We start from the raw sequence: 13,966 nt of genomic DNA on the forward strand, positions 1-13,966 counted from the left end.
TCGTCGCCGGAGCAGGGGTGCTCGTGCTGCCCGCGGCACTCCCGAGGAGCCCCGCGACCGCTGCCCGCCCGACGAACGTGAAGGACCCATGGACCTCACCGGACTGCTGCCCGCCCTCCTCGCCGACCCGGCCGCCGCCGCGGCGCTCGAGGCCGTGCCCGCGCGTGGCGAGGTCGACGTCGTCGGACCGGCGGGCATCCGGCCGCCGTTGCTCGCGGCGCTCGCCGGAGCGGGCGGTCACGTGGGTGGGCGCCCGCTCGTCGTGACGACCGCGACGGGCCGCGACGCCGACGAGCTCGCCGACGCGCTGCGCTGCTACCTGCCCGACGACGACGTCGCGGTGCTGCCCGCGTGGGAGACGCTGCCCCACGAGCGGCTGTCGCCGCGCGCCGACACCGTGGCACGGCGCCTCGCGGTGTTCCGCCGGCTCGCGCACCCGACGCCGGAGCGCGGCCCGGCGGGTCCGATCCGCGTGCTCGTGGTCCCCGTGCGCGCGCTCCTGCAGCCCGTGGTCGAGGGCCTGGGGGAGCTGCGCCCGGTCGAGGTCGCGGTGGGGGACCGCGTCGACCTCGACGACCTCACGCAGCGGCTCGTGGACGCCGCGTACAGCAGGGTCGACATGGTGGAGAAGCGCGGCGAGTTCGCGGTGCGCGGCGGCATCATCGACGTGTTCCCGCCGACCGAGTCGCACCCGCTGCGTGTCGAGCTGTGGGGCGAGGACGTCGAGGAGATCCGGTGGTTCTCGGTCGCGGACCAGCGGTCGCTCGAGGTCGCGGACCACGGGCTGTGGGCGCCGCCGTGCCGCGAGATCCTGCTGACGGACGCGGTGCGCGAGCGCGCGACGTCCCTCGTGCCGCAGCTCCCGGGCGCGGTGGACATGCTCGACAAGCTCGCGGCGGGCATCGCGGTCGAGGGCATGGAGTCGCTCGCGCCCGTGCTGGTCGACCGCATGGTCCCCGTGCTGGACCTCGTGCCCGACGACGCGCTGCTGGTGCTCGCCGACCCGGAGCGCATCCGTCGGCGCGCGCACGACCTCGTCGCGACCACCCAGGAGTTCCTCGAGGCCGCGTGGACCTCGGCCGCCGCGGGTGCTGCGACGCCGCTCGACCTGTCCGCGGCGTCGTTCGCGACGTTCGCCGAGGTGCGCGCGCTCTCGCAGGTCCGCGGGCTCGGCTGGTGGACGCTGTCCGGGTTCACGCTGGACGCCGGCGCCGACGACGAGAGCGCCGACGCGCCGGTGCGTGACACGGACGGCGTGGAGACGCTCGTCGTCGCGGCGCGCGAGGTCGAGCGGTACCGCGGTGAGGTCGCCCGCGCGGTCGCCGACGTGCGTGAGCTGCAGCGCGCCGGCTGGCGGCTCGTGCTCGCGACCGAGGGTCACGGCCCCGCGCAGCGCATGGTCGAGCAGCTGAAGGCCGCCGACTGCCCCGCGCGGCTCGTCGCGACGATCGACGAGGAGCCCGCGGGCGGCGTCGTCCTGGTCACGCCCGCTCCGGTCGGTCCCGGGTTCGTCGCCGAGGCGCAGCACCTCGCGGTGTTCTCCGAGTCGGACCTGACCGGGCGTGCCGGGTCCTCGACGCGGGACATGCGCCGCATGCCGAGCCGGCGGCGCAACGTCGTCGACCCGCTGCAGCTGCGCGCGGGGGACTTCGTCGTGCACGAGCAGCACGGTGTCGGACGGTTCGTCGAGCTGGTGCAGCGCACCATCGGCTCGGGCGCCGCCGCCGCGACGCGCGAGTACCTGGTGATCGAGTACGCGTCGTCCAAGCGGGGCCAGCCCGGCGACCGCCTGTACGTCCCCACCGACCAGCTCGACCAGGTCACCAAGTACGTCGGAGGCGAGGCGCCCAGCCTCAACCGCATGGGCGGCGCGGACTGGGCCAAGACGAAGGGGCGGGCGCGTAAGGCGGTCAAGGAGATCGCGTCCGAGCTGATCCGCCTGTACTCGGCGCGCATGGCCACCCCGGGCCACCCGTTCGGCCCGGACACGCACTGGCAGCGCGAGCTCGAGGACGCGTTCGCGTACGTCGAGACGCCCGACCAGCTCGCGACGATCGACGAGGTCAAGGCCGACATGGAGAAGCCGATCCCCATGGACCGGCTCGTGTGCGGCGACGTGGGCTACGGCAAGACCGAGATCGCGGTGCGCGCCGCGTTCAAGGCCGTGCAGGACGGCAAGCAGGTCGCGGTCCTCGTCCCGACGACGCTGCTGGTCCAGCAGCACTTCGACACGTTCGCCGAGCGCTACTCGCCGTACCCCGTGACGGTCAAGGCGCTCTCGCGGTTCCAGACCGCCAAGGAGAGCAAGGAGATCCTCGAGGGTCTCGCCGACGGGTCCGTCGACGTCGTGATCGGCACGCACCGGCTCATCACGGGCGGCGTGCGGTTCAAGGACCTCGGGCTCGTCGTGATCGACGAGGAGCAGCGGTTCGGCGTCGAGCACAAGGAGACGCTCAAGGCGCTGCGCACCAACGTCGACGTGCTCGCGATGTCCGCCACCCCGATCCCGCGCACGCTCGAGATGGCCGTCACCGGGATCCGCGAGATGTCCACGCTCGCGACCCCGCCCGAGGAGCGCCACCCCGTCCTGACGTTCGTCGGACCGTACGAGGAGAAGCAGATCTCCGCCGCGATCCGCCGCGAGCTGCTGCGCGAGGGGCAGGTGTTCTACGTCCACAACCGGGTCGAGTCGATCGAACGCGTCGCGTCGCGCCTCAACGAGCTCGTGCCCGAGGCCCGCATCGCCGTCGCGCACGGGAAGATGGGCGAGCACCAGCTCGAGCGCGTCATCGTCGACTTCTGGGAGAAGCGGTTCGACGTGCTGGTCTGCACGACGATCGTCGAGACCGGCCTGGACATCTCCAACGCCAACACCCTCATCCTCGAGAGTGCCGACCGTCTCGGCCTGTCGCAGCTGCACCAGCTGCGCGGGCGCGTCGGCCGCGGCCGTGAGCGGGCCTACGCGTACTTCCTCTACCCGCCGGAGAAGCCGCTCACCGAGACCGCCCACGACCGCCTGCAGACCATCGCCGCGAACACCGACCTGGGCGCCGGCATGGCCGTCGCCATGAAGGACCTCGAGATCCGCGGCGCGGGCAACCTGCTCGGCGGTGAGCAGTCCGGGCACATCGAGGGCGTGGGCTTCGACCTGTACATCCGCATGGTCGGCGAGGCCGTCGCCGCGTTCCGCGACGACGTGCCGCAGGAGCTGCCCGACGTCACCATCGAGCTGCCCGTCGACGCGCACATCCCGCACGACTACATCGCGCACGAGCGGCTGCGCCTCGAGGCGTACCGCAAGATCGCCGTCGCCACCGACGACACCGCGCTGCGCGAGGTGCACGCCGAGCTCGTCGACCGCTACGGCCCCGTGCCCGAGGCCGTCGACAACCTGTTCGAGGTCGCGCAGTTCCGCCAGCACGCCCGACGAGCCGGCCTGTCGGACATCACCGCGCAGGGCAAGTTCGTGCGCTTCGCACCCGTCGAGCTGCCCGAGTCCGCGCAGCTGCGCCTCAAGCGGCTCTACCCGGGCACCGTCCTCAAGCCCGCGCTGCGCACCGTGCTCGTGCCGTTCCCGACGACCGCGCGCATCGGCGGCAAGCCGCTGCACGGCCGCGAGGTGCTCACGTGGTGCCGCCAGCTGATCGACGCGGTCGTCCTCAACGACGTCTCCGCCGCCGCGAAGGTGGGCACGACCCGCTGACCGGGCCGTCATGCGACCTCGCCTGCGCGCCCGGGAGGGGGTCCGGGCGCGCAGGTGGGGTCACGCCTCGACGACCGCGGCGTCCGCCGCGTTCTTCTTGATCGACTCGACCGTCGACTTCGCCGACGCCTTCTCCGTGTACTGCTGGCTGTGGGCGAGGACGTTGCCGTTCTGCGCGACGATCCGGAAGAACCACTTGCCGTTGTCGCTCTTGACGATCTCGAACTTCATCGGGCTGCTCCATCCACGCGCCGTTGCATGACGCTGCCCAGCCAACACCCGCGGTCCGCGCCCGAGGTAGACGGCTCCCGCGCTTTCACCCGTGTGGGCGGGCCGGGTCCGGAGTCAGCGCCACGGTGCCGCCGGCCCGTGCGGAGCGTTGCGACTGACGCCTGTCGCCTCCTTTTCCACAGGAGGCTTGCGCCGTCGATGTGCCGTTCGTGACGTTTCACTAGATTTTGCCTCGGCCGGATGGGATCGTTCCCACCGGCGGGCGCCGCAGGGCTGCGGTGCTCCCACGTAAGAGCAGAGCAGGGGGAACACATGGGTACACCAATGTCCAAGCGGCGCCGCTTCATGGCGGTCCTCGCCGTCGTCGTCGGCATGGCCGTCATCGGACCGGCGGCCGGCGCGGTCACCATCGCGTACGCGACGAGCTCGTCGCCTCAGGTCGCCAAGGGCTACGGCAGCACGGGCAAGACCTTCGGGAACTGGTCGTTGACGAAGGGGTCTTCCAGCGCCGTCTCGAAGATCACGGGGGCGTACTACTACCTCGACAACAAGGACGACCACAAGGTCTACGTCCATCTGAAGTCCATCGCGGCGATCGGCAATCTCGGGCCCCACCAGAAGTCGTCGAAGTCGCAGCTCGGCAAGCAGAACCACATCTGGACGCGGTACAAGTCCCTTCCGGTCCACACGTACTCGGTGACGATGAAGCCGGTCAAGGTCCGTGTGGACGCACTCGTGAAGACGTGCCTCGACATCCCGTCGCGCCCGGACGTGTGCTCCTCGGGCAAGGCGTTCTACTCCTACCTGAACTACTAGTCGCGACGAGTCGGTTGGCGGCGCCTGCCCGGGCGCCGCCAACCGACCAGGGGGGGCAAGACGATGGTTGTACTCGAGGACGTGGTCGTGCGTCGAGGTCGTTTCGAGCTGGGGCCCGTTAGCACGGAGTTCCCAGTTGGAGTCACTGCCTTACTCGGCGCCAACGGTGCAGGAAAGTCGACGCTGATGGCGACGGTGGTGGGCGTGCTAGCGCCTGCACGTGGACGCGTCGCCGTCGGGTCAGAGGGTGGTGACCAGGCGGTGCCCGGCTACCTGCCGCAGGACTTCGATGCCCCACGGAGAGTCCGGGTGGTGGACTATCTCCGGTTCGTCGGCTGGTGCCGGAGTACCCGACGCCGCCTGGTTACCGACCGAGCGATTGGCGATGCCTTGGCTTCGGTCGGGTTGGCGGACCGGGCGGGTTCTCGCTTCGGAGACCTGTCCGGCGGCATGCGCCGGCGGGTCGGCGTCGCGCAGGCACTTCTCGGGTCGCCGGGAGCGGTCGTCCTCGACGAGCCCACCGTAGGCCTCGATCCGGTGCAGCGCGCGGAGCTGCGTGAGCTCATCTCGACGCTCGCGAACGACCGTGCCGTCATCGTCTCGACGCACCTGGCAGAGGACGTCGCGGCGATCGCGAAACGTGTCGTGATCCTCTCGGACGGTTCCGAGGTATTCCAGGGAACCGTGGCGTCACTGGCCGAGCGAGGGGCTGGTCCCACCGTCACCTCGGAAGCCGTCGAGCGAGGGTTCCTGTCAGTGCTCCGCGGGCAGGTTCCGGCGTGAGCGGCCCCGGATCGACCGCAGTCATCACCCCACCCTCCGCGGGGGCGTTGGTGGACGTCGGGCGCGGCACTCCGGGACGTCCAGCCATGCGATCCGTTGAACTGGTCTGGTTCGTGCTGCGCAGCGGTGTGCTGCCATGGGCGCTGCTCGTCATCGCTGGCGTGAACGCCAGCGTGTTCGGCATGCGGGGCGCGCCATGGCGGGCCGATCTCCTGTGGATCGTCGACTGGATCCCCATCGGTCACATCGCGATCGGACCGGTGATCGCGGGCGCGGCGGCCATCGACATGGCGCGCTTCAGCGTCGGCGTACGGCACGTCGAGAGCCGACGCTGGACGCGGTCGCCGGGCGCGGCGATCACGCTCGCTTACGCGGTGGGAGTCGGTGCTGTCTATGTCGCGACGATCCTCGTGGCGGCGCTCGTCGAGCTGCCACCGTCGTTCGATCCTCGCGTGCTGCTCGCTGTCGCGGCGCAGCTGCTCATGCTGACGCTTTTCGCGGCGATGGGTGTCGTGGTCGGTCGAACGCTCACGCCTGTGCTCGGCGGCGTCATCGCCGCGGTCACGGCACTGGCCGGGATCTACCTGTTCTCTGCGCGGACCGACCACATCGCCCTGCTCTACGCCGGATCGTCGCTCGTTCCGCGAGTGGGCCGCTCCTACAACGTCACCTATCTCGGCAGCCAGGTGGTCCTTCTCTCCATCCTCATCACCGCGCTCCTCCTCGCGCGACGAGGAGTCCAACGAGGTCGGTGGCGGCGCGCGGGGGAGCGGTTCATGGCAGTCGTCGCTGTGGCGCTCGTCTTCGTTGCCGGATCAGTTGGGCCGAGCAGCCGACTCACATACACGAGGACGCCTCCGTCGCTCTGCGCGGATGTCTCGGGCGTCACGGTGTGCATGTATCCCGAACATGCCCGCGTGCAGGCGGAAGTCAACGCTCAGCTCGCGCGCCTGTTCGACGCCGCTCGTGAGGCCGGCTATCACTCGCTCGTACCGTCGGAGGTCCGTGAGGTAACTGGTGGTGACATCGAGTGGTACGGGGCGTCGCTTCTGATAGACGCGCCGCTCAGCGGTGGCCCCGTGACGCTGGCCGAGCTCGTGCAGGGTCTCGTCGACCCCTGGTACTGCGACGAGCGCGGCGGCCACGAGCCGCCGTCCGAACAGTTCTGGATGGACTCGGAGAACGTCCAGGGTACGTGGCTCGGACTGGCCGACCCAGAGGTGGCGGCTGCGCACGAGCCCTACCTGACCCTGACACCGGACGAGATCGAACGCCTCACGGGGGAGTTTCGGACATGCTCGTACCCGTTCCGATGACCGCGGCTCGGGGCGTCCGCCCGCTGCGGTTGGTGCGGGCGGTGCTCGCCTCGACGGGGTGGTACTCGACCGTGCCCGTGCTGGCGCTCGCGGTGGTGCTGACCGTGGCGTTCCCGGACGGGCGGATCTCGCACTTCGGTCCGCTCGAGCTGAACCCTCAGCTGCGGGTGCTCGTCGCCGTGCCGCTGCTCATGGCCGTGGCCGTGGGGATCTCCCAGGGCATCGCACCCATACCGATCGTGTTCCGCAACCGACGGGTCCTCACGGTGCGGGCGGCGTGCTACGCGCTGACGCTGATCGTCAGCTGGGGGATCGTGCTGCTCGGGTCGCGGCTCGGCACGGCACTGCCGCTGCCGGCGTGCCTGCGCAACCTGCTGCTGCTGAGCGGGATCTGCGCGGCGGTCGGTGCGCTCGCGGGCCCGGTGTACGTGTTCGTCCCCGCGGTCGTGGCGCTCGCGGCGGCGATGGTCACGCCCGGTGAGAGCTCGGAGTGGGCGCCGTGGTCGATGTCGTTCCGCGAGACGGCGTCCACGGAGCAGCTCGTCGTGGCGGCGGTCGTCGCGGTGGTCGGCTTGGCGCTCGCGGTCTGGGATCCGCGCAGCCCCGGTTACCTGCGACGGGCTCGTCGCTGAGCGCGAGCGCGTCACGGGGCGGGGGTCGTCTGGCGGGGACCGAGGACGGTGAGCAGGGCGAGCTTGTCGGCGTCGGGGGTGCCGGGCGCCGCGGTGAAGACGAGCAGACGTTGCCCGGCGTCGGTGTCGGTGTCGGTGTCGAGCAGCGTCTGGCAGCCGAGGGTCAGCACGCCGAGGCCGGGGTGCTGGATGCTCACCGACAACTCCGCGCTGCGCGAGGTGCATGCCGAGCTGGTCGACCACTACGGGCCCGTGCCCGAGGCCGTCGACAACCTGTTCGAGGTCGCGCAGTTCCGCCAGCACGCCCGACGAGCGGGGCTGTCCGACATCACCGCGCAGGGCAAGTTCGTGCGCTTCGCGCCCGTCGAGCTGCCCGAGTCCGCGCAGCTGCGCCTCAAGCGGCTCTACCCGGGCACCGTCCTCAAGCCCGCGCTGCGCACCGTGCTCGTGCCGCTCCCGACGACCGCGCGCATCGGCGGCAAGCCGCTCCACGGCCGCGAGGTCCTCACGTGGTGCCGCCAGCTCATCGACGCGGTCATGCTCAACGACGTCTCCGCCGCCGCCCAGGTCGGCACCACGCGCTGACAGGACGGCCTCCCGTCGCGCGCCCGCTTACCGAGCGTGCGGTCACCGGACCTTCAGCGTGGCCGCCGTGGCGCTCTCGAGAAACAGGCCGTTGCCGACGTAGCGGAGGTAGACCTGGTGGTCACCCGTCGCGAGCGTTCGGTTGAGCGTGACCTGCGCTGAGCCGCCCCGTGCCGTGCCGCTCCCGATCCGGGTCGAACCCTTCCAGATCTCGACCTTCCCGCTCGCGGCGACCGGCTGGGTCATCCCCGACGGGGCGCGCGGAGCATCGATCCGCACGGTCGCGGTGCGGCTGCCCGCCCGCACCGTGAGCACGGACAGCTCAGAGACCAGGAGCGGGTGGACCTTGACCCCCTTGGTCCCGGCCTTGACCCGGGTGAGGCCGGACACCCGCTGCATGCTCCAGTTGCTGTTGCCGACCCGGAGGGCGTAGCAGCGCCCGCGCATTGTCGGGAGCACGAACGTCCCGTCGTCGTTGTACGTCGCGTCGATGTTGCTCGTGCCGAACGTCGGCTGCTCGCCGGTGCAGGCGACCTCCTCGGCCACCACGGTCAGGCCTGTGCGCCGCAGGGCCGCGTCCAGCACGCGCCCGGTGATGGGCTCACCGGCGGACAAGGTCACCCAGTCCACGAAGCTGTCGCCTCTGCTCGCCTTGACCACCACGCGGCCCCGTCCGTACCGCACGTCCCTCACGACCTCGAAGAAGCGGACGAGGTACGTGCCCTCGGGAACGGCCGGGAAGCGGTACCGCGCCGTGTCCTTCCGCCACGCGGTCTGCTTGAGATCACCGATCTCGGCATGCGCCACGGGCGCCCCGACGGGCTCGCCACGCGCAGCGCGGTACAACGCGATCTCGTAGACGGGTGCCTTGTCCGTGACGCCGAGCTCGCCGGGCAGGTCGAAGTCACCCTCGATGACGACGGTCGTGGTCTCGGTAGTCGCGAGCGGCGCGGAGGCCCCGATGCCGACGACGAGCGCGGTGAGCGCGGTGACGGCGCGTCGAGGGAGCCGGATCATGAGTTGCTTCCCTTCACGTCGAGCACAGCTGTCGACTCGGCCGACGAGAACGTCCCAGAGTCGGAGTACGAGAGGCGCAGGTAGTGCGTACCCCAGCCGAGCCGCCTGGTCACGGACACCGCTGCTCGCCCCTGGGACACGTCAGCCCTACCGAGCACCGCGTCGCCCTCGTACACCGTCACGGTCCCGTTCGTCACCGTGACGGGGGTGTGCCAGGGATAGGCCGAGCCTGACCTGACCGAAACCCAGAGCGTGTTCGTCGACGTGGTTCCGCTCGTGGTGCGCAGCTCGACCGTGGTCGCCAGCCGCGGCCGTACGACGAGGTCCTGCGTGCCCGCCTTGACGCGGGACTGCCCTGGGATCAGCTGGAACCCCGCGTCGGACGGGTGGAGGGCATAGCAGTGCCCGGTGATCGTGGGGACCTCGAACGTGCCGTCGGCCTTGAGGGGGAACGACGACGCGGACCGCACGGGCCCAAATACGGGCCCGGAGCACGAGGTTTCGATAGCGGAGACGCGTCCATACCTGACCGGTGTGTTCATGTCACCCCGGAGCGTGCCGCGGATCGGGCTGCCCCAGGACAGGGTCCGCGTCGGGAGGTTCACCGACCGGGCGCCACGGGCCACGACCGGCATCTTGGCGGTGACCGAGCCGCGGCCGCTCGCGGTGATCGGTCGGAAGTGGACGACGTAGTCATGCCAGGTCGCCGCGGTGAAGGAGTAGACGGCCGTGCTTCGCGTCGCGGCGGTGAAGCCCTGGATCCGGGTGGTCGCAACCGCCGGTCCGGAGGCGACGCCTGCGACCCGCTCGAACAGCTGCGCCTCGAAGACGACCTTGTCGGTCGATCGGACCCGGCCGAAGAGCTCGGCGACGCCCGTGAGCGTGACGGTGGAGCCGCTCGACGTCGCCTCGGTGACGGACTGGGTGAAACCGGTCGAGGGCAGGTGGGGAACACCGGCGACCGCAGCTGCCACGGCGACGACGGTGGCGAGTGCCGGTCGAGCGAGTTGTGAGCGCAGCAACGCGTACCTCCGGAGGACCGTCACCGCGAGTCGGAGACGGTCGGGAACGTACCATCGGGGAGCGGCTGGCCGTGGCCGAACGACGACTGGACACCGGGATCGCGGGACGAGCCACGACGCGGTTGCTCCGTCCGAGTGGGCGAGCCCGTCGCCCGAGGTTGTGGCGACGCGTCTGAGCGTCAGGGGGCGGCGGTCGTCTGGCGGGGACCGAGGACCGTGAGGAGGGCGAGCTTGTCGGCGTCGGGGGTGCCGGGACTCGCGGTGAAGACGAGCAGGCGCTGACCGGTGTCGGTGTCGAGGAGGGTCTGGCAGTCGAGGGTCAGCACGCCGAGGTCGGGGTGCTGCATGCGCTTGGTGCGGCTGCGCTTGTCGGCGACCTCGTGGCGGGCCCACATCGTCGCGAACTCCTCGCTGCGGGGGAGCAGCGCGTCGACCAGGCGCGCGGCCCGGGACCCTGCGCCGCCGCGTGCGTAGGCGGCGCGGAGCTCGGCGACGAACGTCGCGGCGCGCTCGTCGTGGTCCTCGGCCGGGTAGACGTCGCGTGACGCGGGGTCGGTGAACCAGCGGAACGGGGTGGAGCGCTCGAGCCCGGTGTAGTGGGTCTGGTCGCCGAGCAGCGCCATCGCGGCGGGTGTCTGCACCAGGGTCTCGCCGGTCTCGGTGACCACCATCGCGGGCGTGTCCTGCAGCCGGTCGAGGATGCGTTGCACGGCCGGGGCGACGTGGTCGGCGCGGCTGGTGCGGTCCGGCGCGTGGTGGCCGGCGAGACGGAACAGGTGGTCGCGCTCGGCGAGCGTGAGGTGCAGGCCGCGCGCGATCGCGGCGAGCATCGGCTCGGACGGCTGCGGGCCACGGCCCTGCTCGAGCCGGCCGTAGTAGTCGGCGGACATGCCGCACAGCGCCGCGACCTCTTCGCGGCGCAGCCCGGCGGTGCGGCGGCGGGGGCCGCGGGGCAACCCCACGTCCTCGGGCTGCAGCGCGGTGCGCCGGGCGCGCAGGAAGTCGGCGAGCTGCGGTCGGTCCATACGTGCATCGTGGCGCGGACCACGAGCGGCAGCCAGGGATCGCCGGTCCCTGGATGACCTCGGCCTGGATGCGCCGTGTGCCGCGCCGCACGGTGGGGAGGCACCCGGATCCGGGGCGCCACCACCAGGGAAGGAACGCACATGACTCGCACCGCACTCGTCACGGGTGGTTCACGCGGGCTCGGCCGCGCGACCGCGCTCGCGCTCGCGGCCGACGGCACGGACGTCGTCGTGACGTACGTGCACGGCGCCGCCGCGGCCGAGGAGGTCGTCGCGAAGATCCACGCGGCCGGTGGCCGGGCCGCCGCGCTCGCGCTCGACACGTCCGCGCCGGAGAGGTTCGCCGCGTTCGTCGACGCGCTGCGCGGCGTGCTCGCCGGGTGGGGCGCGCCGGGGCTGCACGTGCTCGTCAACAACGCCGGCGTCGCCGCGCACACCCCGCTCGGCGGGACCACGGCCGCGGCGGTCGACGAGCTCTACGCGATCCACGTGCGCGGGCCTGTGCTGCTCACGCAGGAGGTCGCGCCGCTGCTCGCCGACGGTGGGCACGTGCTCAACGTGTCGACCGGGCTGACGCGCTTCGTCGGCGCACCCGGCTACAGCGTGTACGCGGCGATGAAGGGCGCGGTCGAGGTGTGGACCCGGTACCTCGCCAAGGAGCTCGGTCCGCGGCGCATCGCGGTCAACGCGATCGCCCCGGGCGCGACGGCCACGGACTTCGGCGGTGGCGTCATCCGCGACGACGAGCGGTACCGCGCGATGATCGCGGGCGGGAGCGCGATGGGCCGGGTCGGGGAGCCCGACGACATCGGTCGCGCTGCCGCGGCGATCGTCTCGTCGTCGCTGTCCTGGGTCACGGGCCAGCGCATCGAGGCCTCGGGCGGCCAGCTCCTCTGACCGACGCCCGGCCACGACGACCCCGCGGTTGCTCCGGCCAAGAGGAGCCGAAGCCGGAGCAACCACGGGCTCGTCGTCGGGCAGACCGACGACCCCGCGGTTGCTCCGGGAATGGGGGCTGGAAGCCGGAGCAACCGCGGGGTCGCGGTGTGGGGACGGGACGGGGTCGGGCTGGTCAGCGGGGCGTGACCAGGTGCTGGGTGTAGGCGGGGACCGTCAGGAACGTCGGGAAGTCCTCGGCCAGCGCGACCTGTTCGAACAGCGCGGCCGCGTCGTCGAACCGGTCGTCCGACGAGCGAGGCAGCTGCGCCAGGACCGACGCGAGCACCGAGCGGACGTGGTCCGCGGTGATGCGCGTGCCGGACCCGGTGCGGACCTCCTGGTGGACCCACTGCCACACCTGGGACCGGGAGATCTCGGCGGTCGCGGCGTCCTCCATGAGGTCGTCGATCGCCGCGGCCCCGACGCCGCGCAGCCACGACTCGAGGTAGCGCACGGCCACGGACACGTTGCCGCGCAGGCCCTCGTCGGTCACCGCGCCGGGCGACGCGCCACCCGCGGACGGGATGTCGAGCAGCTGCGCCTCGGTGACGTGCACGTCGTCGCGCAGACGGTGCCGCTGGTCGACCCGGTCGCCGAGCGCCTCGTCGAACACCTCGCGCGCCACGGGCACCAGGTCGGGGTGCGCGACCCACGTGCCGTCGAACCCCTGGCCGGCCTCGCGCTGCTTGTCGGCGCGGACCTGCTCGAGGGCGCGCGCGGTGACCTCGGGCGAGCGCCGGTTGGGGATGAACGCGCTCATCCCGCCGATCGCCTGCGCCCCGCGCCGGTGGCACGTGGCCACGAGCAGCTCGGTGTACGCGTGCATGAACGGCACGGTCATGGTGACGCGTGACCGGTCGGGCAGGACGAACCGCGGGCCGCGGTTCCGGAAGCTCTTGATGACGCTGAAGATGTAGTCCCAGCGCCCGGCGTTGAGGCCCGCGCAGTGGTCGCGCAGCTCGTAGAGGATCTCCTCCATCTCGAACGCGGCGGTGATGGTCTCGATGAGGACGGTCGCGCGGATCGTGCCGTGGCGCAGGCCCAGGTACGTCTCGGTGAACCGGAACACCTCGTCCCACAGCCGCGCCTCGAGGTGACCTTCGAGCTTCGGCAGGTACAGGTACGGGCCGCGGCCGGCGTCGATCAGCGCCTGCGCGTTGTGGAACAGGTAGAGCCCGGCGTCGACGAGCGAGGCGGACGACGACGAGCGCATGCCGGCCCGGTCGACGTAGGCGACGTGCTTCTCGGTGAGGTGCCACCCGCGGGGGCGGAACACGATCGTCGGGGTCTGCTCGCCAACGCGGTACTCCTTGCCCTCGGGCGAGGTGAAGCCGACCTGCCCACGGATCGCGTCGAACAGGTTGAGCTGTCCGCCGACGACGTTGGACCACGTGGGGCTCATGGCGTCCTCGTGGTCCGCGAGCCAGACCTTCGCGCCGGAGTTGAGGGCGTTGACGGTCATCTTGCGGTCGGTGGGACCGGTGATCTCGACGCGTCGGTCCTCGAGGCCCGGGCCGGGGCCGGCGACGCGCCACGTCGGGTCGGCGCGGATGCCGGCGGTCAGCGGCAGGAAGCCGGGGTCGGCGCCGTTGGACCAGCGGTCGCGGCGGTGCTGGCGCGCGAGCAGCAGGTCGTGGCGGCGGCCGGCGAACCGGGCGTGCAGGTCGGTGAGGAAGTCGAGCGCCTCGGGCGTGAGGATCTCGTCGGTGCCGGTGGTGCGAGGTCCGGTGACCTCGAGATGCGGGCGGGACAGGGGGTCGGTCAGCAGCGTGCGGCTGGCCAGGGGGGTGATCACGGTCATGGCGGTCTCCGAGGGTGAGGCAGGGGGGACGACGGGGTGCGCGCGGGGCCCGGGGTGGCGCGGCGGTGCGCCGGTGGCCGGGTGGGGCCGGTCCGG

13 protein-coding genes are annotated in these 13,966 nt (G+C 71.8%); 7 read left to right on the forward strand and 6 right to left on the reverse strand.

Going from position 1 to position 13,966, the window contains the following annotated elements:
- The first annotated feature begins 88 nt into the window (after positions 1-88).
- Positions 89-3,703, forward strand: a complete 3,615-nt coding sequence (gene mfd / locus CBP52_RS17190) for a transcription-repair coupling factor (protein WP_094181985.1) — start codon at positions 89-91, stop codon at positions 3,701-3,703.
- Positions 3,704-3,763: 60 nt separating this feature from the next.
- Here the strand turns inward: mfd and CBP52_RS17195 are convergent, their stop codons facing one another.
- Positions 3,764-3,934, reverse strand: a complete 171-nt coding sequence (locus CBP52_RS17195) for a YegP family protein (protein ID WP_094181986.1) — start codon at positions 3,932-3,934, stop codon at positions 3,764-3,766.
- 312 nt (positions 3,935-4,246) lie between these two features.
- On the opposite strand from CBP52_RS17195, the gene CBP52_RS17200 reads away from it, so the two are divergent.
- The 4 genes from CBP52_RS17200 to CBP52_RS17215 all read left to right on the forward strand — a co-directional run bounded on the left by CBP52_RS17200 (position 4,247) and on the right by CBP52_RS17215 (position 7,481).
- Positions 4,247-4,750: a hypothetical protein gene (locus CBP52_RS17200; protein ID WP_157732717.1), complete on the forward strand. Its 504-nt coding sequence runs from the start codon at positions 4,247-4,249 to the stop codon at positions 4,748-4,750.
- 63 nt (positions 4,751-4,813) lie between these two features.
- Positions 4,814-5,533 (forward strand): ATP-binding cassette domain-containing protein, encoded by a 720-nt coding sequence (locus CBP52_RS17205; RefSeq protein WP_094181988.1) that lies wholly within the window; start codon positions 4,814-4,816, stop codon positions 5,531-5,533.
- Positions 5,530-6,849: a hypothetical protein gene (locus CBP52_RS17210; protein WP_157732718.1), complete on the forward strand. Its 1,320-nt coding sequence runs from the start codon at positions 5,530-5,532 to the stop codon at positions 6,847-6,849. Before CBP52_RS17205 ends, CBP52_RS17210 begins: the two co-directional genes overlap by 4 nt.
- Positions 6,846-7,481, forward strand: coding sequence for a hypothetical protein (locus CBP52_RS17215; RefSeq protein WP_157732719.1), 636 nt, complete (start codon positions 6,846-6,848; stop codon positions 7,479-7,481). The genes CBP52_RS17210 and CBP52_RS17215 overlap by 4 nt, the downstream gene beginning before the upstream one ends.
- Before the next feature lie 11 nt (positions 7,482-7,492).
- Here CBP52_RS17215 and CBP52_RS17220 read toward each other — a convergent pair whose 3' ends face one another.
- Positions 7,493-7,678 carry a hypothetical protein gene (locus CBP52_RS17220; protein WP_094181991.1) on the reverse strand — a complete coding sequence of 62 codons (186 nt, stop codon included), beginning with the start codon at positions 7,676-7,678 and terminating at the stop codon, positions 7,493-7,495.
- Here CBP52_RS17220 and CBP52_RS17225 point away from each other — a divergent pair.
- Positions 7,671-8,066 (forward strand): TRCF domain-containing protein, encoded by a 396-nt coding sequence (locus tag CBP52_RS17225; protein WP_094181992.1) that lies wholly within the window; start codon positions 7,671-7,673, stop codon positions 8,064-8,066. The two genes, CBP52_RS17220 and CBP52_RS17225, sit on opposite strands and share 8 nt — an antisense overlap.
- 42 nt (positions 8,067-8,108) lie before the next feature.
- Here the strand turns inward: CBP52_RS17225 and CBP52_RS17230 are convergent, their stop codons facing one another.
- The 3 genes from CBP52_RS17230 to CBP52_RS17240 all read right to left on the reverse strand — a co-directional run bounded on the left by CBP52_RS17230 (position 8,109) and on the right by CBP52_RS17240 (position 11,130).
- Positions 8,109-9,083 (reverse strand): Ig-like domain-containing protein, encoded by a 975-nt coding sequence (locus tag CBP52_RS17230; protein WP_094181993.1) that lies wholly within the window; start codon positions 9,081-9,083, stop codon positions 8,109-8,111.
- Positions 9,080-10,057, reverse strand: coding sequence for an Ig-like domain repeat protein (locus tag CBP52_RS17235; RefSeq protein ID WP_157732720.1), 978 nt, complete (start codon positions 10,055-10,057; stop codon positions 9,080-9,082). Before CBP52_RS17235 ends, CBP52_RS17230 begins: the two co-directional genes overlap by 4 nt.
- 227 nt (positions 10,058-10,284) lie before the next feature.
- Positions 10,285-11,130, reverse strand: coding sequence for a helix-turn-helix transcriptional regulator (locus tag CBP52_RS17240; RefSeq protein ID WP_094181995.1), 846 nt, complete (start codon positions 11,128-11,130; stop codon positions 10,285-10,287).
- Positions 11,131-11,271: 141 nt separating this feature from the next.
- Between CBP52_RS17240 and CBP52_RS17245 the strand changes: the two genes are divergently transcribed.
- Positions 11,272-12,027, forward strand: coding sequence for an SDR family NAD(P)-dependent oxidoreductase (locus CBP52_RS17245; protein ID WP_094181996.1), 756 nt, complete (start codon positions 11,272-11,274; stop codon positions 12,025-12,027).
- A 175-nt stretch (positions 12,028-12,202) separates the two neighbouring features.
- Here CBP52_RS17245 and aceB read toward each other — a convergent pair whose 3' ends face one another.
- The gene (gene aceB, locus CBP52_RS17250) at positions 12,203-13,870 is read right to left on the reverse strand and encodes a malate synthase A (protein WP_094181997.1); all 1,668 of its coding nucleotides are present in this window, start codon (positions 13,868-13,870) and stop codon (positions 12,203-12,205) included.
- Positions 13,871-13,966: the final 96 nt, after the last annotated feature.

Source organism: Cellulomonas sp. PSBB021 (assembly GCF_002240455.1).
GTDB classification, from domain to species: Bacteria; Actinomycetota; Actinomycetes; order Actinomycetales; family Cellulomonadaceae; genus Cellulomonas; species Cellulomonas uda.